Below are 23,976 nucleotides of genomic sequence, written 5' to 3' on the forward strand. Positions count from 1 at the left end.
TTTCCTACTTCCTGTGTTTTATTAGCTATTCCGATTACTTACCATTTTGAGGCCTTTCTTTTCCATGTTTAATACATTAAGCTTATCCGCTATCACTTGTTTATTTTCTTCCTCCCTTATCACGGAACACTATTATGTCCGATTATACCTGCATTCCGCCTAGCTGTAATCCACCCCTTGCAGCCAGAAAAGCGGAAAGGTGGAGACAGGGAGTGGAGAGCTTTTTTGCAAAAAGAAAAACGCACGCAGAATAATGGTTATATTCTGTGTGCGTTCCAGTACCTATAGAGATTGTTCAAATCTAATTAATTGGATTAGTTGCCCTTCTCACATTTTTCCATATTCAACCATTCGTTTTTCTACACTGGAGGCCATTTGTAAAACACTCCGCTGCCCTTAGAAAAATTCTCGAATATGCAGAGGAGGAAGAAGTATGAATTTGAGAAAATAAAAAAAGGGAAACTGGCATCCTTCAAAAAATAGACGACTACCATGACATGATTGACAGCTACCCCAAACAAGGCTGGGTACTCAAGCGGAAGGCTTACAGCCAGTTACAGTTACACTGCGATAAGTAAAATTTAGAGCAAATAGCTGCCCGTTTTATGATAGAATTTACATGGAATGCTAATCATAAAATAATACAAAAAAGTGAGGTCATATAATGATCGCTAAAACGGAAGAGGATTTTAACGGATTAAAAGAAATTGGTAAAATTTGCGGGGCGATTCGCGATGAATTAGTCGATTGCACCAAACCAGGAATAACTACAAAAGAACTTGATGAAATGGCAGGAGCGCTTTTTAAGAAAGCAGGAGCACAATCGGCACCAAAAGGAGAATACAATTTCCCTGGCTACACATGCATTAGCATAAATGAAGAAGTAGCGCACGGGATTCCAGGGGAACGGATTATTCAAGAAGGAGATCTTGTTAATATTGATGTGTCAGCTTCAAAAAACGGTTATTTCGCAGATACTGGCATATCTATTGTAGTTGGGAAGGGAGAGAGCATCTTACAGGAAATATGTGACGTTACTAAGGAAGCATTCGACGCTGGACTTAAGCAGGCAAAACCAGGTGCGAAAAAAAGCGCACTTGGAAAAGCCGTACACCATACAGCAAAACAGCATGGCTTAACAGTCATAAAAAATCTTACTGGACACGGTATTGGCCGTTCCATTCATGAAGCGCCAGATCATATTTTCAATTACTACTCTCGCTGGGATGATGAAATTTTAAAAGATGGCATGGTTATTGCCTTTGAACCTTTTATTTCTACATTAGAAGAGGAAGTGTTCCAATCCGATGATGGATGGACCTTACTAACCGATGAAAGCTTTGTGGCTCAATACGAACATACGATTATTTTGACGAAGGAAGGACCGATTATCACTACCTTATAAGAATACTGTTGGCATAATAGGAGGCTATTGAGCAACACAAACAGCATAATCATCGATTTTATTCACAAACTAACAGCCACTCCCCTGCCTACCAAACTGTGTAGGTTACTGCTCTAAACCTGCTAATGGCTGACCGCTTGCTACAGATACCAGTTAAACTAATTAGACTGCCAAAACGCGGCAGTCTAACATATTCCTTATGCTACTCTCTGTTAAGATAACCGCACTTCTACCCATGTCCCATCACTAGGTATTTCTGCCTCTAGGTTTTGTTCGTTAAAACCATATTTTAATATACCTTTGCCATAGTTTGACTTAACCTTGATTCGATCCTGGTTCATCTGGATCTCTACCTCTCCTTGATGAATCGGGATTGTTCCTTCAAACCATGCTAATCCACCAAGTTGTGGTTCGATTACAAAGGTTTCATAACCTGCACTTAACGGACGGACACCTAAAAAGTATTTACCGATCAAGTAAATCGGACTGGCTCCCCATGCATGACAGAGACTTTTACCATAAGGCATGCCATACATAGCCAGATGTTCACGGCCCGATTGCTTAGGATCATATACTTCCCAGAAGCTAGTTGCTCCTAAGTCCAGCATCCCGCCCCAATAATCCAGCATTTCTGATAATACCAATGGCTGTTCCCCAATTTCACACAAGGCAGCTAGTTCAAAAAAACGCATAAATGGTGTGGTAATTGGCTGTACTTCTTCATTTAACAAAATATTCTCTTTCACACTTTTTGCTTGAGCAGGCGTTAAATAGCCAAACATCAAAGCAAACATATTCGGATACTTTGTCACTTTCTCCCCTTGCTCACCATCTACACAATGATGAACTAAGCCGCCTTTTTCTTCATTCCAAAAGGTCATCAGCACTTTTTCTTTTAACAGCGTCGCTTCTTGCACGTATAGATTTTGTCGTTCGCCATCTTTCATCAGCCCTGCAACCATTGCCATTGCTTCCAGACTTCGGCATAATAGAATCTGAATCGTACTCACTTCGCCACGGTTATCAAGATCCGCCCAATCGACAAATACCCAGTCTGACTCGATCCCTTCCATCATGCCATTTTCATTTCTTCGATTCAGACAGAAATCCATCAAAGATACCATGTTCTCATATTGACCTTTGACAAATTCAATATCGCCGCTATACATATAGTAATCATAGATACTCACAAACCAATATAAGCTGTAATCCAGAATCGTATTCAAATGCGATTTGATCGGATCTTTTCCCCTTAGTGCTATTAACGTTCGTTTCACGGCATCTTGATCAAAGAAACTATAATAATTCATTAAGAACGATTGATAGGAATCTCCCGACCATACCCACCTGTCTCGCTTAATGCCATCTAAAAAGAATTCTCTTGTATTAAGATGAAAAGTATATAGAGATGTCTCCCAAATCTGATTTAATAAGGCATCTGAACTGTGAAACTTACTGCGATAGGCAACTGGCAAATATTCATACTGCATAGAGATATCCCCTATACTTACCTGATTAGAAACAATCTGTACATAACGAAAGGCGCGTGATTTCTCTAACGTATATCTTTCTGTATCTTCTGTAATCTGCACCTGATCTATCATGACACAATGTTCATGATCTTCCGCCTCTTCCAACGATTCTCCATAATAAATCATGATTTCACCGGATCCCTGTATCTGATCTAATTCGATATATCCAAATGTCTCCTTGCCAAAATCAATCATCAGGCTGTCTGAGCGCTGTTCCATAGATACAGGGTGATATGTTTGGGTTGGAAGCCGGTAATTAGCCGGAGTGACAGCTGCCTGATGCAAAGTTGATTTCCAATGCCCCACAGCCTTCCATGTTTGATCATAACAGGATACCTGCCATTGATGATTGGAATAGACTGTTTTCCCCTCTACATACAAGGCCGGAACAGCTGCTCTATTATATACGGTAATCGTTATTTCATGTTTCCCAACAGGTAAGCGAAATGTCCGCTGATTTGTACGATAATTATCCTGACCATCAATAAAAATCGCAAAGTCGCCGTCTGCCGTAATCTCAATCGTTTCCGAGTGATCCAGTTCATACGTGTATTTGTACATAACCGAGCTATAATGACCATCTAACCGCCAATAGGCTGGATAAATAGCTCCCCTCATTTCCCGTTCCACCGATATCTTCTCATGTAACCATAACTCCCAGTCACCAGGGTACCAAATCCAATAGGCTTTACTCATTCTCTCCCACTCCCCAATCATATATTTATACACTATTCATAGTCTTCTACCTTCCATTCATTCGTCCAATCTAAGTATGCCATCTTACCATCAAATCGAAATGGTAACCATACATAATCTGCTTCAGATGTGTTAACATCAAATTCTGAACCTCTAAGTTCTTCCTTCGTTTCAATATCCGGATTAAAAAGACTCTCAAATATGACTGCTGATTTCTCATAAGACAGTGATAATGATTCATCTGATATCCACCGATCTGCTAATGCAATGTATAAATCTTTCTTCTTTGGATGCTTGAATATAGAACTAATTTGCGATCGAAATGACGTATTAGAAGCGTCATCCACATGAGGATTTCCTAATATTTCAAATGGACCATGATATAATGGTGAACATGCTACTTCAGACGGATTTTGAAAATACCCGGTTGTACCCGATGTCACTAAATAGTGTAGACCTTTCCGATAAAAATGCGCTGGTGCCTCGCGAACAAAAGGCGGAAACGGATTTGGAAAGTGTGTCGAATAATATCCTGTGACATCTGTATAATCATCGGTTAAATCGGCACAAATCAATTCACTGTGAACTCTTTCAAAATAATAATATGCTTTTCCATCAGATGGATTGACTACTAGATCAAAACTCTCATGCACTCATTCCCAGTGGCTTTAAATCCTTTTTCACTAATTTATAGGGTCCCAAAATATGGTTGGCAACCAATACTGTTGATAACTGTGATTCATCTTTTTGCATCACCTTAATCCAACACACATATTTTTTTGTTTGTTGATTATAAATAATATGCGGCCTGTCTAAGAAACTAGTTGGATGCAATGGTGATGCTTCATCTTCTAACTCTGGCGGAATAATTATACCTTTATCTTCCCAGTTATAGAAATCTTTAGAAGCATAGCAACGCACACCCCAATGCCAAATACCACTACCTGGTTTCGATTTTTCTTTGTTCTCCCCGTATCAATAAAAAGTATCATCAACATAAATAATTGATCCTCCATGAGCTTGGATCCTTTTTCCTTCCGTGTCAAGCCAAACTTGTCCTGGTTTAATTGAATGATATTTCATTTTGTTATTCTCCTTCATTTATCCTTTTACAGCTCCATCAGCTAAGCCTCTAATAATATATTTTTGAGTAATCAAGAAAAAGATTAACACAGGTATCATTGTCAACACAGCTGCTGCAAAAGCTAAATTATAATTTGATGAGTATTGTCCGAAAAATACATATTGTTTCAAAGGTATGGTCTTTACTGACTCCTCTTGCAAAATAAGCAGTGATACAGTAAATTCATTCCATGTCCATAAAGCAATTAAAGTAGCTACAACCATTGTTATCGATCTAACCAAAGGCAAGATAATATGGACAAAAATCCGAATAGGACCATATCCATCCATCATCGCTGCTTCTTCTAATTCTTTTGGCAAACTTCGAATAAAACCTACATATAATAAGACACCAAATGGAAAAAACATAGCCACTAATAACAAGATCAAACCTGTATGTGTATTAAGCAATGAAAGGTCCCGAAACATACGATATATCGGATAATGGTCTGAAAAGGTAACATCATGGAGGCCAGTAACAATAATTGATACATTCTTAGTGATTTAATTTGATAATACCGAGCAATAGCGTAGCCAGCTGTCGATGCACAAATTATCACTAACAAAACAGTAGAAACGGTTACAATTATGCTATTGCTAAAAGATTGAACAATTTTTGCCTGTTCTATTGCATCTGCAAAGTTGGACCACTGAATAGCAGACGGCAAAGCAAAGAAATCAGCTGATGTTTCCTGTGGTGTCTTAATTGACATCAATAAACTAAGTCCAAATGAAATAAGAAAAACAATCGCAAGCGCATATACCAATATATTAATTAGTATGAATCAATCTCTGTCGTCTCCTTCAAATACTTCATAGCACGACACTTATACCCTGGTCATTGTCTCCCTTTATTGAAACCTGTTTATCTATGTAAAGAAAGAGGAGATATATGACATACCTCCTCTTTTTCACCCATCGAAATTAGTTCTCCATTTTATAGGTAAAGGCATATTTCCCTGAAACAAGCGAGACTTCCAGCTGTTGCTCCTGTTCGTTCACTTGCTGAATTCCCTCTGCGTGTGTTAATTCTCTGCCATTCTCCCGCACCTGTTCTGCCTTAGTTTTCAATAAAACGACGGTTGCTGTTGTATTAGACGGAACAGTCACTTCCAAAGAGATGCTGTCATCTGTTTTCTTCCATGCACTTCGAATGGTTCCATAGACAGATTCTAACTTTGCTTCCACCCAGTCTAATCCATCCCCTATATGTGGTTTGATCATAAATTGCTTAAATCCAGGCACCTCTTCATCCAGTTCTATACCTGCTACTTTTCGATACAGCCAATCACCAATTGCTCCATAGGCATAGTGATTAAATGAGTTCATATCTGTACTCCAGAAAGTACCGTCTTCTTTGATGCCATCCCAATGTTCCCAAATCGTGGTAGCACCTTTGGTAATCTGATAGAGCCAAGATGGATAATCACGTTGGAATAACAGCTTATAGGCCATTTCATTCCATCCATTCTCCGTCAAAACATGGTTCAGATATGGCGTACCGACAAACCCTGTTGTCAAATGGCAATCTGTTTCATTCAACAATTGTTTTAATTGTTGAACAGCTTTATTTTTTGACTCTCCTTCTAATAAGTTAAACATTAAGGCAAGTACTTGACCCGTCTGTGTAGATATGTTTAAACTACCGTCTGATAAGACAAACTCATTATGCAAGGCTTCTATGATATGATTTTCTAAATCGGCAAAATAGCTATAATCTGCTTCTTTTCCAAGCACTTTGGCTGTTTTCTTCACTAGTGATGTGGAATAAGCATAGAAGGCTGTAGCAATATAAAAGCGGTCAGTCGCCCCAATATAGCTGTCTGGCTCTGCATCTAATGCAAGCCAATCGCCAAAATGAAAACCTGTATTCCACAGATATGGATGATCACCTTGTGCTTTCACATACCCAATCCAAGCCTTCATACTCTCGTACTGTTCCTCTAAAATGCGTTTGTCACCATAGGCAATATAGAGAGTCCAAGGGCAAATAACAGCAGCATCTCCCCATGCTGCTGAATTATATGGATGCTGGTCGGTATTCTCATGCGGCTCATTCATATCAACCAGGACATTTGGAACCACAAACGGTACACTGCCATCCTCTAATTGATCTGCTTCCAAATCGCGCAGCCATTTGGTGAAAAACGGAGCAACATTTGCTAAATAACTGGCGGTTCGAATAAACATTTGTGCATCGCCTGTCCAGCCTAATCGTTCATCACGCTGTGGACAATCTGTGGGCACATCCAGAAAATTCCCCTTTAATCCCCAGACAATATTATGCTGCAACTGATTAATCATCGGATCTGAACAGCGAAAATCACCTGTGAATGTCATATCAGAGTGAAGCACTTCTCCGCAAAAATTCTCCGGTTTAAGCTGCCCCTGTTTAAAACCGATTAACTGTACATAGCGAAAGCCTTGAAAGCTGAAATGCGGCTCAAAGGTCTCTTTTCCATTACCACTAAGAATATATTGATTCGTCTGTTTTGCCGTACGCAGATTGGCGGTATAGAAATTGCCATCGTTATCCAAAATTTCGGCATGCTTTAATTCTACTGTTTGCCCTTTCTCTCCTTCTATCTCAAAAGAAACCCAGCCAACCATATTTTGGCCGAAATCCAACACCACTTCCCCATTTGGTGTCGTGATTAACGCTTGAGGAGCTAGTGTTTCTATTTTTCGAACAGGTTCATTCTCCTGTGCTTTAATAATGGATGTAGGATGGTCAATGACCTCTGCCCGCTCCCATTCGTTATCTTCAATCCGAGCGTCAATCGTTTCACCATGATAAATTTCTGAAGTGACAATATTACTTTTCGTTACTTGCCAATCATGGTCTGTTTTTACCACTATTGTCTCACCGTTTTGCAATTCAATATGTAGTTCTGCTAACAGTGCCAAACGGTCTCCATAGATATCCTTTTTTCCTTGCCAAGCCAAATTCCCTTTGTACCAGCCATTGCCTAATAATCCTGTCCATTTATTTTCCCCCGTTCGCAATTGATTGGTTACATCATAGGTCTGATATTGCAATCTTTTATGATAACTGGTCCAGCCGGGGGTAAAGTATGCTTGACCTACCCTTCCCCCATTTAATTGCAATTCATACAATCCTAGTGCTGTTGCATAGATTCGTGCTTGTTTCACTTCTCCATCGAGCATAAAGGTATGTTGGAATTTTGGAATGCTCTCATTTTCAGCCTGTTTAGGAGAACTAATCCATTCTGCTGTCCACTCACTAGCATCCAGTAAGCCGGTTTCAAAAAAGGCACTATCCGACCAATCCGATCGCCTGCCTAGCTGATCCGTTACCTTGACACGAAAATAATAGCGAGTTCGGGATTGGACAGGCAGGGAATCTAATGCCACTAAATGACTTTCATCTGACACTACCTCATTCGAATCAAATAGAATATCAGTAAAACTAGCCGACAAAGCAACTTGTATACGATAAGACTGCTGCAGGACCCCTTTTTGTTCTGCTTCTAATTTCCAGCTGATTCGCGGTATGCGAACATCAATACCAATTGGATTAAACTGATATTCTGTACGTAAATTTACTACTTTTACCATAATAAAAACCTCCTTTTTTTACCCTTTTACTGCACCTGCTGTCATACCTGCCACAATTTTCTCGCTAAAAATTAAGAATAAAACAAATGGAGGGATTGTAATCAGCAGGATATTGGCAAAGAGCAAATTCCAATCTGTGCTGTACATACTCATAAAATTATATAATGTTAATTGTACAGTCGCATTTTCCGAACCAGGGAAAAAGTATAGCGGGTGCACGAAATCATTAAAAATTTGCACTGATTGTAAAATAATAACAGTAGAATGAATTGGTTTTAACAAAGGAAAAATAATCGTTAAAAATAACTTCATACTGCCACAACCGTCAATAATTGCTGCCTCATCAATTTCTTTCGGAATACTTGCTATAAACCCTGTATAAAGCACGATACAAAATGGGATAGAAATAGCTACCATCACCAATATAATTCCAGGAAAAGTCTTAAATAAGTGAAACTGTTCTAACACCCAAATTGTTGGTACAACGGCAGGCGGTATCATTAATCCGGCTAGAAAAGCAGATGTTAATAGACCAATTGTTTTTCCTTTTCGCCGCTGGAGAATAAACCCTGCCATAGAACAGATGAGTACTAATATACCTATAGAAACCGCAGTAATAATAGTACTATTAATAAATGCAGTGACTAGCATATTATTCCGAACCTGAAATACCTCGACAATATTCTGCCATAACTGTGACTCTGCTGGCCAGGCCAAGGAAAGCTGGGCTGCTTCTGGCCCTGTCTTCATGGCTGTTACAATAATAAAGTAAAAGGGAACAATAAAAACCAAGATACAGATGAATACCGCTATTACTTCCGCCAAGATTTGCACCACATGTTTTCTTTGTTTCCCTTGTTTTAACTGTTCTGCTTCAAGTGATTGTGCCATTATAGATCTACCTCTTTTCTTGTTAAGAACTTAAAGATAGGGTACACAATACAGGCAACTAGAATAAACAACAACACATTCCCAGCTGTTGACAGTCCATAGAATCCTGCCTGATACTGCTTGTAAATAATCGAAGCAATTAAATCTGAACTAAAACCTGGTCCTCCGCCTGTCATCGCCCATACTAAATCGAATGTCCGCAATCCGCCAATCAGTGCCAATAAAATAACCGCATTAATCGCTGGTTTAGATAATGGCAGTGTAATATGCCAAAAGGCATTGACTGACGTACCGCCATCAATTTGATGAGCCTCATAGTAATCTTTTGGGATTGACATCATCCCAGCAATTAGAATAACTGTCGCAATTCCTACGCCTTTCCAGACATCGACTAAAGCTATTGAATAGATAGCTAAATTGGGATTGCCAAGCCAGTCAGGACCCGTAATGCCAATCAGTTCAAGGGTTCTGTTAATCAAGCCATTGGAAGGATGCATTAACATTTGAAAGGTGATCCCTACAGCTATAGTACTAACCAATACAGGAAAAAAAACAGTAGATCGAATAAAACGCTTCGTTTTTATCTTGCTGATTAGGATAACAGCCAGAAATACACCAATAATAACTTTCAATCCAGCTGTAAGTACGGCAAATATTAGTGTATTCTTGAATCCAATCATTAAAGAGGGTTCCTCAAAAAACATCTTAAAATTGTCGAACCCTATCCATTCCCATTCCGTCAAGGTCCATCTTGTAAAACTAAAGAAGAAGGAGACAGCAGTTGGATATAGAAACAATAATACATAAATTAAACCTGCTGGCACAATGAGCCAATAGCTGTAAACTTTATTAACCTTCATTTTCTCACCTCATTACACGATAGAATGAAATTTTCATTGATTCAGGGTAGTACTTATCGATCACCAACCTTCTAAATCTAGTTGTTGGGCTTGTCGGTCTACATCACGATCATATTTTTCGGCAGCTTCCGCCGGGCCGATCATTCCTAACCCTAACTCTACTGTTATTTGTTCTAAGTTAGGGCCTTTTAATGGAGAAACAAATTCCAATGCAGGAGCTGTTTTTTCTGCTTCCACATACTCATTCATTTCTTCTACTGCTGTAAATGAATCCACAGGCAACTCTACACCATCTACCATATAAGGACCATTAGGTTTCACAGCTTCCATATGCTTTTCCACTCCTTCAGGAGAAGCGGCATAGGCCATCCATTGTTTCGCAGCTTCCATATCTTTTGCCTCTTTATTTAAATAGAATCCACTCGGCAGCCAAAGGGTCATTCCATGCACTTCTGATTCATCACCTGGGATACCGAAAAAGCCTATATCATCAATAGTATCAGGATGGTTCTTTTCCAGTTCGGTTAGGGATCCGGTCAAGATAGGGTAATGGGCTGCTTCTCCTGTAGCCAGCATCTCTAACGCGTTTGTGTGTGAAGTGGAAGAAGCTTCACTATTGTAATAGCCGTTTTCATATAATTCTGCAATTTTCTCAAGTCCTCTCACAGCTGCTGGCGTATCAACAAACTTCTTTTCATTAGCTGTATACTTTTCTGCAAAATCAGGGTCTTCTAACTGCAGGTTATAATAATCAGCCAGTAAAATGATTTGTGATGTATGTGTATCTTGATAAGCTGCAACTACTGGCGTGATTTGTGTTGCTTTGATTTTCTCATTATTCTCCATAAATTCTTCCCATGTCTTTGGCGGTTCTAATTCAAGCTCTTGATAGACTGCTCTGTTGTACAAAATACCGCCGCCCTGACTTGCCTCTGCTGGGATACCATAAATACTTTCATCGTCTGAAACAACTTCTTTAAATGTGTCTTGAATGGAATTCATGTAGTCTTCTTCTGACAAGTCAAGAAAGTGTTGACTCGGATTTAAAGCTTGAAATAATGCCCCAGAATTATAGAACATAATATCTGTCATCTCCCCTGTTGCCAGCCTAGTTTTGACAACATTGTCTCCTTCTGAGCCGCCTGGCCGAACTTCTATGTCTGTATCAATGTTATATTTTTCTTTCACACCTTCTGCAATTGCCTCTGCACCAGCTAAGGCATTCTGTCCGTTATCAATTAGGATGGTGACTGTGCTTCCTTCTGCAGTGTCCTCCTCATTACTTGACGGATTACCACCGCAAGCTGCCAGAAATGCTAGTACGCATATTAGTAAACTTACAATCTTTTTTCCTCTCATACTTCTGTCTCCTTGTTTTGTTCGCGATCATTCTGCAAACTACTCATTTATTTCACGATAAGAGGGGTAATCTATCGAATCACTCGCTCTTATCGTGATCAGTTGTTATCCTATCACTGCCATTGGTATGAGAGACATTCCATCAATCTGCTGTATAACATACCTAAAAAATCCGTTTACCATCCCTCTAAATCTAATTGCAAAGCTTGTCTCTCTACATCACGGTCATACTTTTCAGCTGCTTCTGCAGGATCTACCATACCTAAACCTAGTTCTACGGTTATTTGCTCCAAATTTGGACCTTTTAATGGAGAACTAAATTCCAATGCAGAAGTGACATTACCGGCTTCTACATATTCATTCATATCCAAAACGGCTTCATACGTATCATCTGGCAGTTCTACTCCCTCGACCATATACGGACCATTAGGTTTAATCGCTTCCATTTGTTTCTCGATACCTTCTGGTGAGGTTGCATATTCGACCCAGCGTTTGGCCGCATCTAAATCTTGTGCATCTTTGTTAACATAGAAACCGCCAGGTAACCAAATCGTCATACCGTGTATTTCGGGATCATCATTTGGAATAGCGAAAAAACCAATATCATCTACTTGATCAGGGTGGTTACTCTCAATTTCTGCTAGTGCATCCGTAATGACAGGAAAATGGACTGCTTCACCTGTTGCCAGCATTTCCAAACCATTTGTATAGGAGGTAGAGGAAGCTGCATCGTTGTAATGCCCGTGTTCATGTAGTTCAGCAATTTTTTCGAGCCCTCTTAATGCAGCAGGTGTGGAGGAATACTTCATTTCATTTGCGGTATATTTTTCTCCAAAGTCTGGTTCTGCTGCATGCAGATTATAATAATCGCCAAGCAAGATGACCTGTGATGTCCACGTTTCTTGATAAGCAGCCACGACAGGAACTTTTCCTTCTGCTTTAATCTTGTCATTATTATCTAGAAATTCTTCCCAAGTCTGAGGTACCTCCAAACCTAATTCTTCATAAACTGCCTTGTTATACAAAATACCTCCACTTGAAGTGGAGCCGCCCGGAACACCGTAAATACCGTCTCCATCTGAAACAGCTACTTTAAACTCTTCTTGTATTGTATCCATATAGGGCTCATCTGATAGATCAGCAAAATGCTGACTTGGGTTAAGTGCTTTGAATAATGCTCCTGAATTATAGGACATAATATCTGTCATCTCTCCTGTTGCCAATCTGGTCTTGACCACATTATCTCCTTCTGCGCCTTCAGGCCGTACTTCTATTTCAGTATCAATGTTATACTTCTCTTTTACCCCTTCCGCAACCGCTTCCACACTTGCGCTAGCCCTTTGGGAACCGCTAATTAAAATACTTACCGTACCGCCTACTTGATCAGACCCATTATCGCTAGACGACGTATCATCGCTTCCACATGCTGCAAGCAATAGTACAAATAAACCAATTACTGCTAAAGCTAACCACTTCCCAGTCTTTAATGCCTCCATGAATGAAACCCCCTCGTTTTTTTAATTACATGTTAATCATACAAATACTGCCACACGTAAAAAACCGCAGATTTTAACTATAGAAGGGGGCGATTTTTACAATCCCCCCTTCTATACTCTGTAGGTGTTATTCCTGTTACCTTCTTAAATACGGTTCGAAAATGTTTAGGGTCTTGATAACCAACCATCTCTCCCACCTCAGCTGTCCTTTGTAAACCGCTGTCCAAAAACTCCTTAGCCTTTTTTATTCGATACTGGGTTAAGTATTCAGAAAAGGTCACTCCTGTTTGTTCTTTAAATTCTCGTGATAAATAACTCAAGCTGACGTGATGCTCATCTGCAAATTGCTGAAACGTGATATTCTTGGCATAATCGGTTGTAACCCATTTTTCAACAATAGGAATAAGGTGTTTTGGTGCTAAGTTCAAAGGTTTTAAATCTTCCGCAATATATAGTACCAATTGATTGATTAATCCTTCTACTTCATGAAAGGTTAAAAAGGTATACATCTGAGCTAATTTCTCTTCCATATCTTTGATCCGCGTTTTCTCATTTATTAATCGATTCTCCAGTTTATAGGAAATCGCGTAATACATATCCCAAAGAAGTCTTACTAATTGTCTTTGTGTTAAGTGTTTTTTTTCAATTTCACACATTAATTTTGAAATAATAGGCTTTAGTGACCCGAACTCCCCATTACTTAGGGCATTCTCCATTAGGCGAACATAATTCCATAACGCTTGAACATCCACCTCTTTTTTCACTGAGTCACATATAACAAAGGAGGCATGACCAAAGAGAATACTTTGCTCCATTGAACGGTGAAGGCGGTCAAAGGCATGACGTAGTTTCTCTTCTGCTGTCTTAAACAGGTATCCGATGTGTACTAAACATTTCTGATTCAACTTACTATGTATTTTTCGATAAATATCTATCTGCTTATCAGCATCTGATTGGCTTGGAATTAAAATAACCTTTCTTCTTTGATCAATCGGCAAAAACCATACCTCATCCGGCCCAAGCAATTGTTTTATCTCTTCTGTATAGTCATCTATGTCACTCCAGCTGTGCGAAGCCTCCCAGTTACCGAGAAGTAAATAAAGCATGTCAAAACTCTGCTGATCAAATAATGCCAGCTGTTCATTTTCTTTTTCTGTTGCATTTGATAATAGCTGCGTAAGGGACCAGTTTTGCAATGCTTCCCTTTCGGAATGTTTCTCTTCAATGACTTGAAGTATCCAGTCAATCGTTTCAAACAATGTATCTTTATTAATAGGTTTCAGTAAATAATCTGCAACACCTAGGTGAATCCCCTGTTTGGCATAATCAAATGTATCATGCACGGTAAGCAGCACACATTCAATGTCCGCAGACAATTCCTTTACCTTGGCGACTAATTCCAATCCATCCATACCTGGCATGGTAATATCCGTAATAACTAGTTCTGGCCGAATTGATTTCATTGCTTCGTAGGCATCGTCACCATTACCAAAACAGTAAATTTGATGTTCTGTCTCATAACGACGCATCAGTGCTTCCAATTCCATTAATGCCCAATATTCATCTTCCACCACATATATATTCATTCTCCTTCTCCCTTCTTTTTTTCCAGAGGCAAATACATTTCTACGGTTGTCCCTACCCCTTCCTCACTATAAATAGACAAATTGGCACGATGTCCATATACCAGCCTGAGCCTCTGAGCAATATTGTGCAGTCCCACACCTCCTTCTGCTTCAACAATATTTTTCTTTAGCTGCTGTTGCAATTGTTCTAATTTCATTTCAGACATACCTTGCCCATTATCCGCAATGCGCACAAACAAGTAGTCACCTTCCTTATAGGCGTATATTTCAATAATTCCTTCTCTCTTTTTCCCCCCCAAACCATGATTGACGGCATTCTCTATAATAGGCTGCAGCAAAAGCTTTGGAATAAATACCTTCTTTACCTCATCTGTAATATATTCACTCACTATAAAACGATCACGAAAACGGTACTGCTGAATTCGAATATAGTTATGAATATGAACCATTTCTTCTTCCAGATATACATGTTGACCCAGCCCCCTCATTGTATATTTGAATAAATCCGCTAACGATTCTGAAATCTCGGCTACTTCTTCCACCCCCTTTACCCGGCTGATAGATTTCATAATATTTAAAGTATTGTATAGAAAGTGAGGATTAATTTGTGATTGAAGCGCTGAAATTTTAGCATTTTTCTCGGTAATACTAGATTCATAGACCTCTGTAATAAGTTTGTGAATGCTGTCCAGCATGCTATTGTACACCCTAATAGAGACATTCACCTCTTCATTGCTACTCAACTCCATCCGTTCTGCTAAGTCTCCCTGCTCCACTCGTTTCATATTTCTCATCATATTAACAAATGGTTTCGTAATATTATGGGATAACAAGTAGGAAATGCCGGCAATAATCAGAATAGCTGCTGCCCCGCTGATACCAATAAATAATATCACTTGATTTCTTTCATGGACGACAAAGTCATTATTAATCAGTGTTAAGGCATGCCAACCGGTGAATTCCGATTGATCATCCGCAAATAAATATGCTGTTTCTTCCCATTCCAATGTACCACTCTTGTCTGCTGTCATCGGCAATTGCCGCAGCTTTTCTCCCGTCAATGCTTGCTTATCATCATAAACCACATGCCCTTCATCTGTTAGAATAAGTACACGCAAATGCTCCTCTAAGACATCGACATTTTCTATTTCTAGCAGTTCCTTAAATACATCCACATTTATATCAATTTTGAGAGTACCAATCCGGTCTCGCACCGGTATTTCATAAATATTTCTGATAAAAGAAATAACCAGTTTCTCGTTTCCATTTGGCATGATTTCACGATGAGTAGGCAAAAGCAGAAAATCATTTGACTCTCCTATTTCTTTCATCCAAATTTCCTCTGCCGGTTCATACCCTATTCTAGTGCCATCACTTTTATAATAGGAAAAATTCACCCCCGCTGGCGTATACAATGTCACTCCTTCCACATCTTCCCGTGGATAAGATTGATTAAAGATATTGCCGTATAATTGATTGCGAATCACTACATCACTAGCCACTTGTGTCGAATTCTTATAGTTGACTAATGCTTCCTGCACATCGGTATCCGTGAAAATAGATATAGCCATTCGCTCAATATCACGAAAATATAAATCGATCGTTTGTGTCATTTGGGCAGACAGTACAATCGACATCTCTTGAGCATTGTCTTTCATTTGATTGATATTCATAAAATAAATAAGTGTTCCAATCACCGTAATCACAATAATGTATACGCTTGCAAAAGTGATGAATATCTTGGATTTAATACTCAATGCCCGAAAACTATTCTTCATAAGCAGTTCCCCCAATTAATCAGAAGTACATTTATTCTAAGCTTACCGTTTATTAAATTCAATGGCTGATACAGTCTTCAGTTCTTTATCTAGCGCTGTTTTCCCGTCCTTTTATTTTCTAAAACCTGATTCTTATAGACATTCAAGACAAGAAAAAGAGAATATTTGTCCTTTTAGACGTCGACTTTCCTCTTTCAGATATTGTATTAATTAAGATAACCTTACACGAATAAGGAGGAAGAACAATGACTACACCATCCCAGCTTGATCAATTAGAAGCGGAATCAATCTATATTATTAGAGAAGTTGCCGCAGAATGTGCAAATCCTGTGATGCTCTACTCCATTGGGAAAGACAGCTCCGTGATGCTGCATTTAGCGATGAAAGCTTTTTATCCAGAGAAACCGCCATTTCCCTTTATGCATATTGATACAACATGGAAATTCAAAGAAATGATAGAATTTCGTGATCGCAAAGCCAGAGAACTAGCCATTGAAATGATTGTCTACACCAATCAAGAAGGTGTAGAACAAGGCATCAATCCATTTGATCACGGGGCAAGCTATACCGATATTATGAAAACCCAGGCACTAAAGCAAGGCTTGGATAAGTATGGATTTGATGCCGCATTTGGCGGGGGACGCCGTGATGAAGAAAAGGCTCGTGCCAAGGAACGAATTTTTTCCTTTCGTAACAAAAATCATGCATGGGATCCCAAAAATCAACGCCCCGAAATGTGGAAACTGTATAATACCCGGATTCACAAAGGAGAAAGCATGCGCGTGTTTCCATTGTCTAATTGGACAGAAAGAGATATTTGGCAATATATCCTTAGGGAAAAGATAGATATTGTCCCCTTATATTTTGCTAAAGAACGTCCCGTGATTGTGCGCGATCACAATCTTATCATGGTGGATGATGATAGAATGCCGTTAGCTCCACATGAAAACATAATATACAAGAAAATCCGCTTCCGTACACTAGGCTGTTATCCGCTAACTGGGGGTATCGAATCCAACGCAGGTACCCTGGAGAAAATTGTCGAAGAAACGCTAGGCGCTGTTTCTTCGGAACGAACCAGCCGAGTGATTGACCATGAAGCGGCAGGCAGTATGGAACGCCGGAAGAGAGAGGGGTATTTCTAACATGAAAGGACTATTAAAATTTATTACTTGTGGCAGTGTAGATGACGGAAAATCTACCTTAATCGGCCATATGCTATATGATGCAAAACTGTTATTCGCTGATCAAGAAAAAGCATTAGAACTAGATTCAAAAATAGGCAGCCGTGGTGGGGAAATTGATTATTCATTGCTGTTGGACGGGTTGACTGCAGAGCGTGAGCAAGGGATTACCATAGATGTCGCCTATCGTTATTTCACAACAGAACACCGTTCTTTCATTGTGGCAGATACCCCTGGTCATGAAGAATATACGCGGAATATGGCTGTTGGGGCTTCCTTTGCTGATTTAGCAGTTATTCTGGCTGATGCGACAAAAGGCATAGTGCCACAAACCAAACGCCATGCCAGAATTTGTGCCTTAATGGGAATCAAACATCTGGTATTAGCAATTAATAAAATGGATCTGGTTGGATTTGATCAAGAAAGATTTCAAGCCATTAAGGATTCCTTTCTACAGATAACCTATCATATGAACCTGGAAAGCATTCAGGTTATTCCTGTATCGGCTACAGACGGAGACAATATTACTGCTCGCTCCGATCGTACACCCTGGTATGATGGAAAAGCATTATTGCCTTATTTAGAGAAAGTCGATGTTCATAAAGAAGAGACTCATGAGCAATTTGTACTGCCCATCCAAAGAGTCAGCCGCCCTGATCATAATTTTCGCGGCTTCCAGGGACAGGTAGAAGCGGGTCATATTCAGGTGGGCGAAGAAGTGGTCGTTCTTCCAAGTAATGAAAAAGCAAAGGTAACCTCTATTCTTATCACCGATAAAGAGACAGAACATGCTGGATACGGACAGCCGATCACTATTCAGTTAGATCGAGAAGTGGATGTATCACGGGGCTGTGTATTAACCACTTCTGATCAAGTACAAGTAACCGATATGTTTACCGCCTCCCTCTTATGGATGGATGACACAGAATTGATAGAAGGAAGAAATTACTTGATTAAGCTGGGCACGCAAACTTTACCTGGAACAGTGCTGTCGATTAAACACAAAATAGATATTAACACCGGCAAAGAAGCCCCGGCAGACCGTATCTTTAAGAATGAGTTAATTGAATGCGATATCGCCTTATCCGAGAAGGCGGTCTTCGATACCTTTACCCATAATGAAGCATTAGGGAGCTTTATTTTGATAGACAGAATCTCCAATATGACCTCTGCCTGCGGAGTGATCAACCAATCGCTCCAACGCTCTGCAAATGTCATTTGGCAGGAGACAGATATCTCACGAGCAGTGAGGTCGAAACAGAAAAGCCAAAAACCACTGACAATCTGGTTTACGGGATTGTCTGGTTCCGGGAAATCTACTCTCGCTAATGAATTAGAAAAAAAATTAGTTGCCTTGGGACACCATACTATGCTTTTGGATGGTGATAATGTACGCCACGGCTTAAATAAAGACTTAGGATTCACAGAAGGAGACCGTGTCGAGAATATCCGCCGTATTGCTGAAGTCGCCAAGCTGATGAATGAAGCAGGTTTAATTACGATTACCGCTTTTATTTCGCCTTATCAGACTGACCGTCAACAAGCTCGTGAAATTATTGGAGAGGAATATTTCGAAATTTATGTCAGCACACCTCTGGAAGAATGCGAGAAACGGGATGTGAAAGGATTATATAAAAAAGCTCGTGCCGGGGAAATTCCGAACTTCACCGGTATCTCCAGTCCGTATGAAGTACCCGCAAAGCCGAAGTTACGTATTGATACAAGTAAACAATCCATTGAGGACGCAACAGAACTTGTACTGAAAGCCATTCTTGATCGTGTTCAACTTTAAGTGCCTACTCCAAAATGGCACCATAAGAAATATACTAGAGCTTTACGGACAGCGGTGTTTGCCATGGTATATTGGTTTTGAACACACACTTTAACAGCTATGTTCTTTCTAAAGGAGTGTGCAGCTATATGTCAATGGACATGTTATTTGTATTATTATTGATTATTACAATGCTGGCTGCCTTATTATTAGAATGGGGCAGACCTGCCCTGATCGTATTTACAGTATTAGTTATCTTTCTTTTAACAGGAATACTGACACCAGAAGAAGCGTTAAAGGGTTTTGCTAATCAAGGAATGCTGACGATTGCCTTATTATTTATCATGGCAGGGGCTGTTCAAAAATATGGAATAATTGATCAGCTAATGAAGCGCTGGCTTAATAAAAGCACCAGCATAAAAGGAGCAATGTACCGCTTCTTTATTCCCCTCCCCGCTTTTTCGGCATTTTTAAATAATACACCCATCGTGGTTACTTTTACACCATTGTTAAAAAAATGGTGTGATGAGCGAGGTTTATCACCTTCTAAATTTCTGATTCCGCTTTCTTATATTACTATTTTAGGAGGAACCATTACAATAATAGGGACATCCACCAATCTGGTAGTCCATGGTATGTTACTAGAGTATCATCTGGAGGGCTTTACTCTCTTTCAATTAGCTATTGTAGGCATTCCTATAACAGTGGTAGGCCTTATATATATCTTTACGTTTGGTTATAAGCTCCTGCCAAACCACACCGGCACACAGAAGCATGGAAATAGCGAGGCCAAAGAATACTTGACTGATGATGCAGCTCCAGAAAGCTTACAGGAGGATAAGGTGAAAGGCTGGTTTTCGATTGGATTGTTGCTAACGATGATTCTCCTTGTCACCTTTAATGTATTTGACATGCTTCAAGCCATGGCTCTTGCCGTCTTAATTCTTCTCTTCACTCGTCTTATCACACCTGAGGAAGTGAAACAGTATATTCAGTTTGATGTTCTGTTGTTAATCGCCAGCGCGCTTGGCATTGGAACAGCCATGACCAAAAGCGGGCTAGCTGCATGGCTGGCAGAGAATCTGCTGTCTATTAGTGAACCATTGGGGCTGTTCGCCATGCTTTATTGCGTCTATCTATTAACAAGCATTTTTACAGAACTTATCACCAACAGTGCGGCAGCTATCTTAATGCTGCCAATTGGGTTACAGATAGCGGAATCATTGGACCTATCTTATATGGGATTTGCCGTCATTATCACCATCGCCGCCTCTGCAAGTTTTATTACTCCGATTGGCTATCCCACCAACTTAATCGTTTATAGACCAGGAAACTATCAATTGAAAGACTATGTAAAAGCAGGGACACCTCTGTCTGTACTTACCATGCTTGTCACGCTAACGATCGTCTATCTAGTCTGGTTTTAACTATCATCAGCAGGGATAGGTGATCACCTGCTTGATGACGATAGCCCGGAAATCAAATGGAGAAAACTACAGCTGCTCTATGTCCCGATTGACCATGAAAATGTCCCAATAGATATCGCATTCTTAGTCGTTGTATCATAAACTTGATAGTAAGGTTGTTCAAAAAATTCAATAAAAATGCTGGAATTAGCAATCCGGCGACTAAAATTTTTTATGAAGTGATGTCTGTAAGAATATGTTAGTTTAGAAAACGTACCAGTTAGTTATTTTTGATTGGAGGGATTTACATATGAAAATTATTATGCTCTCGCTAGATTCGCTGCGAGCTGATCGTTTAAGCAGTTACGGATACCATAAGCCCACCAGCCCTTACATTGACAAAATAGCTGCCGAAGGAACCCTGTTTGAACAAGCTTTTGCCTCTGATATCCCTACAGAAGCAGCACATACTTCCATTTTCACTGGTAAGGTCGGCTTAAATACCGGCATTGTTTCCCATGGTTCCAGCCTGACCCATTTGGATAAAACACCACAATGGCTGCCTACACTCTTAAAACAAGCCGGTTTTACAACAGCTGCTGTCGATAATTTATATCAGCTAAAAGAATGGTTCGCGCGCGGTTACCGTTATTATATTAATAGTGTCGGCGAAAAAAGATGGATTGATGGGGAACTAGTCACCAGCCTTGCCAAAGATTGGCTAAAGGAGCACACGGACGAGGATTTCTTTCTGTTCCTGCATTATTGGGATCCGCATACTCCCTATCTGCCGCCAAAAGAATATGTTGAACCATTCTATGATAAACAGCGAGATCCTTATGATAAATCAAATTACAGTATGGAACCGGCATATAATCACACTGCCTATCCTTTTTTTAAGCAGCATCACTTTGACCATATCGGAGACGTCAGAGACACAGAATATGTCAATGCACTCTATGACGCAGAAGTGCGCTATCTGGATGATAAGATTAAAGAACTGGATCAATATTTAGAGGAATTGCATATCAAGGATGACACATTGCTTATTTTATTTGGAGACCATGGTGAAAGTTTAACAGAGCACCAAATATATTGGGATCATTGCGGCTTATATGATGTTACTGTACGTGTTCCGCTTATTATGAGATGGCCGCAGCATATACAGGCAAACAAACGCGTGAAAGGAATGGTTCAGCAGGTCGATTTGCTGCCAACTATTATGGAAAGTGTCACAAAGATCAAGGGAAAGCAGTTCGCAGACTTTTCGATGGATGGAAAGAGCCTCTGGCCCACTTTGCTTGGTCAAGAAGACAGCACCCATTCCATGATCTATCTAAGCGAATGTGCGTGGCAAGCCGCCAGAGGAGTTCGGACAGATGAATTTAAATTTATTAAAACATGGGACAGTGGACTTTTTACTAGACCGTCAAGAGAGCTCTATGACCTAAAAACAGATCCTGAAGAGACAAATAATATTGCGGAACAACGGACAGATATTGCCGATCAATTGGAAAACAAACTGCATACATGGGTAGAAACAACATTAAATGGCCAAGAGGATCCATTAGTAAAGCAATTAAACGAAGAAGGTCTGCCTTTTAAGAAACGAATTGAACAAGTGCTGCAGCAAGTAGGACTATCATGGGAGGAATGGTCGAAGAATCCTTCCAAGGCAGCATATGATCAACTCGTCCAAGCGAAAACAAAATAATATCGCGTCAACTAAAAGAAGTTGTTCAAAACTCCCCTAAAAATACATTAAACAATGGGAGCGGGCAGGCCCTTCGGCTTGTCCGCTCCCAGCGTCTATTCACCCTTATCACCTCAAAAGTATTCTTCATTTCCGGAGAGATGAAACACAAACCTGTAGAAAATTGCTCAAAAAACCACAACATCTAAATACAATGTTGCGGTTTGTGTGAAAGATATAACTAATCCTTGGCTTGTAAAGCTCTTGCTTTTACAATCGAACCAAGATATAACTTATCATATGCTTCCTGTGATGACTGGAAAGGCCCTGTTCCAAGGCCATGATAATTTTCATTTGTGATCATTGGATTGGTTCTGCCTGTTTCCTGTTCTCTCTTCCGGATATAGGCATTCATCCTACCACGCAGCCATTCCACTACTTCTGGCTCCTGTTCAGCCAGATTATGATTTTCTTCCGGATCCTCGACTAAATTATAGAGTTCTGTTGTCGGCTTGAAATGAAAGTCTGGTTCCAATGCTTCTATCAGCTTCCATTCAGAAGTGCGCCAGCCATGCTTACGCATCCAGGTACATTCAGTAATATAGAACTCGGAAATTTTTTCATACTCTCCGTCTTCTATAAACGGCAGCAGTGACTGTCCGTCGAAAGACAGACCGGAATCAATCTGTAGCAGTTCTAGGATAGTTGGCATAATATCCTTAATTAACGTGACATCTGTCACCCTTTTTCCTTCAGGGAGTTTGCCTGGATACTTTAGAATTAACGGTACAGATAAGACGTTATCATAGGTACCATGATGATCGAAATAACAATCGTGCTCATATAATGTTTCTCCGTGATCAGAGGTAATGACCACCAATGTTTCTTCTTCAATTCCCAACTCTTCTATCGCAGTGAAGATACTTTGGATACAAGTATCCATATAGGCAACAGCACCCTCGTATTGTGCTGTAACATACCGCTGATCCGTTACCCCTTCTGGAATCCATGATTTAAAAAAGTCTGCATGCGGCTTGAAATTATAAACCGCCTCCATCGAGTGTTCCTCAGGATCTTTCTCATCCCCGTCATAAAAAATTCGTTCAAATGGACTTGGCGGAAGATATGGAGAATGTGGATCCATATGGCGCATAAATAAAAAGAATGGCTGATCTTCTTGTTGGAGCCGTTTCAATTCTGGTATAGCCACCGCATTCAAATTCTCTGCTTTAGGGCATTTCCCTGTTTCATCCGGTACCCAGGACTCATAATCTAAATAGGTCTGAAACCCGCGAGCAGACGGATTATTAGAGAAGCCGATACATGTCGTATTATATCCCTTATCATTCAGCACTTCTGCCAATGTTTTTCCGCCAATCGCTCCTTCATGCCGTAATGCCACCACATCTGTACTAAAACAATCTAGCCCTGTCAGCATCGAGGCATAACCAGGTGTTGTTGGAATGCTTGGACTGAAGTGTTGTTCAAACAGGACGCCTTCACTTGCCACTTTATCCATATGCGGCGTCGTTAATTTACTATACCCATAACTGCTCATGAAATCTCGCCTCAGGCTGTCGATTCCAAACAAAATGATATTTGGTTGTTTCAAATCAAT

The 23,976-nt window shown here is 40.0% G+C and carries 18 protein-coding genes; 5 read left to right on the plus strand and 13 right to left on the minus strand.

The window, feature by feature from the left end:
• The first annotated feature begins 664 nt into the window (after positions 1–664).
• Positions 665–1,405, plus strand: coding sequence for a type I methionyl aminopeptidase (gene map, locus JOD18_RS03175; RefSeq protein ID WP_204667492.1), 741 nt, complete (start codon positions 665–667; stop codon positions 1,403–1,405).
• A 212-nt stretch (positions 1,406–1,617) separates the two neighbouring features.
• Here the strand turns inward: map and JOD18_RS03180 are convergent, their stop codons facing one another.
• The 12 genes from JOD18_RS03180 to JOD18_RS03230 form a co-directional block, all read right to left on the minus strand.
• Positions 1,618–3,633, minus strand: a complete 2,016-nt coding sequence (locus JOD18_RS03180; protein WP_204667493.1) for an alpha-L-rhamnosidase-related protein — start codon at positions 3,631–3,633, stop codon at positions 1,618–1,620.
• Positions 3,634–3,665: 32 nt separating this feature from the next.
• A complete protein-coding gene (locus tag JOD18_RS24135; protein WP_338029483.1) occupies positions 3,666–4,286 on the minus strand; it encodes a family 43 glycosylhydrolase in 621 nt (206 codons plus the stop codon).
• Complete coding sequence (locus JOD18_RS24140) at positions 4,279–4,554, minus strand: glycoside hydrolase family protein (protein ID WP_239587894.1); 276 nt, start codon at positions 4,552–4,554, stop codon at positions 4,279–4,281. The genes JOD18_RS24135 and JOD18_RS24140 overlap by 8 nt, the downstream gene beginning before the upstream one ends.
• A 180-nt stretch (positions 4,555–4,734) precedes the next feature.
• A complete protein-coding gene (locus JOD18_RS03190; protein WP_204667494.1) occupies positions 4,735–5,166 on the minus strand; it encodes a carbohydrate ABC transporter permease in 432 nt (143 codons plus the stop codon).
• Positions 5,142–5,471, minus strand: a complete 330-nt coding sequence (locus JOD18_RS03195) for an ABC transporter permease family protein (protein WP_204667495.1) — start codon at positions 5,469–5,471, stop codon at positions 5,142–5,144. The genes JOD18_RS03190 and JOD18_RS03195 overlap by 25 nt, the downstream gene beginning before the upstream one ends.
• 208 nt (positions 5,472–5,679) lie before the next feature.
• Positions 5,680–8,334, minus strand: a complete 2,655-nt coding sequence (locus JOD18_RS03200; RefSeq protein ID WP_204667496.1) for a glycoside hydrolase family 78 protein — start codon at positions 8,332–8,334, stop codon at positions 5,680–5,682.
• A gap of 18 nt (positions 8,335–8,352) precedes the next feature.
• Positions 8,353–9,225: a carbohydrate ABC transporter permease gene (locus tag JOD18_RS03205; RefSeq protein WP_204667497.1), complete on the minus strand. Its 873-nt coding sequence runs from the start codon at positions 9,223–9,225 to the stop codon at positions 8,353–8,355.
• Positions 9,225–10,085: a carbohydrate ABC transporter permease gene (locus tag JOD18_RS03210; protein WP_204667498.1), complete on the minus strand. Its 861-nt coding sequence runs from the start codon at positions 10,083–10,085 to the stop codon at positions 9,225–9,227. The genes JOD18_RS03205 and JOD18_RS03210 overlap by 1 nt, the downstream gene beginning before the upstream one ends.
• Before the next feature lie 60 nt (positions 10,086–10,145).
• A complete protein-coding gene (locus tag JOD18_RS03215) occupies positions 10,146–11,444 on the minus strand; it encodes an ABC transporter substrate-binding protein (RefSeq protein WP_204667499.1) in 1,299 nt (432 codons plus the stop codon).
• A gap of 176 nt (positions 11,445–11,620) precedes the next feature.
• Positions 11,621–12,940 carry an ABC transporter substrate-binding protein gene (locus JOD18_RS03220; protein ID WP_204667500.1) on the minus strand — a complete coding sequence of 440 codons (1,320 nt, stop codon included), beginning with the start codon at positions 12,938–12,940 and terminating at the stop codon, positions 11,621–11,623.
• Between the two features lie 77 nt (positions 12,941–13,017).
• Positions 13,018–14,526 carry a response regulator transcription factor gene (locus tag JOD18_RS03225; protein ID WP_204667501.1) on the minus strand — a complete coding sequence of 503 codons (1,509 nt, stop codon included), beginning with the start codon at positions 14,524–14,526 and terminating at the stop codon, positions 13,018–13,020.
• On the minus strand, positions 14,523–16,304 hold the full coding sequence (locus JOD18_RS03230) for a sensor histidine kinase (RefSeq protein WP_204667502.1): 1,782 nt from the start codon (positions 16,302–16,304) through the stop codon (positions 14,523–14,525). The genes JOD18_RS03225 and JOD18_RS03230 overlap by 4 nt, the downstream gene beginning before the upstream one ends.
• Before the next feature lie 245 nt (positions 16,305–16,549).
• Here JOD18_RS03230 and cysD point away from each other — a divergent pair, with 245 nt between their 5' ends.
• The 4 genes from cysD (at position 16,550) to JOD18_RS03250 (ending at position 22,379) form a co-directional block, all read left to right on the plus strand.
• Entirely contained in the window at positions 16,550–17,449 is a 900-nt protein-coding gene (cysD, locus tag JOD18_RS03235; protein WP_204667503.1) for a sulfate adenylyltransferase subunit CysD, read from the plus strand.
• A gap of 1 nt (position 17,450) precedes the next feature.
• A complete protein-coding gene (gene cysC / locus JOD18_RS03240; RefSeq protein WP_204667504.1) occupies positions 17,451–19,280 on the plus strand; it encodes an adenylyl-sulfate kinase in 1,830 nt (609 codons plus the stop codon).
• A gap of 128 nt (positions 19,281–19,408) precedes the next feature.
• The gene (locus tag JOD18_RS03245) at positions 19,409–20,686 is read left to right on the plus strand and encodes an SLC13 family permease (protein ID WP_204667505.1); all 1,278 of its coding nucleotides are present in this window, start codon (positions 19,409–19,411) and stop codon (positions 20,684–20,686) included.
• Between the two features lie 289 nt (positions 20,687–20,975).
• Positions 20,976–22,379 (plus strand): sulfatase family protein, encoded by a 1,404-nt coding sequence (locus JOD18_RS03250; RefSeq protein WP_204667506.1) that lies wholly within the window; start codon positions 20,976–20,978, stop codon positions 22,377–22,379.
• Between the two features lie 220 nt (positions 22,380–22,599).
• Here JOD18_RS03250 and JOD18_RS03255 read toward each other — a convergent pair whose 3' ends face one another.
• On the minus strand, positions 22,600–23,970 hold the full coding sequence (locus JOD18_RS03255) for a sulfatase family protein (RefSeq protein WP_204667507.1): 1,371 nt from the start codon (positions 23,968–23,970) through the stop codon (positions 22,600–22,602).
• Positions 23,971–23,976: the final 6 nt, after the last annotated feature.

It is taken from the genome of Gracilibacillus alcaliphilus, from assembly GCF_016909015.1.
In the GTDB taxonomy this organism is placed as follows: Bacteria; Bacillota; Bacilli; order Bacillales; family Amphibacillaceae; genus Gracilibacillus; species Gracilibacillus alcaliphilus.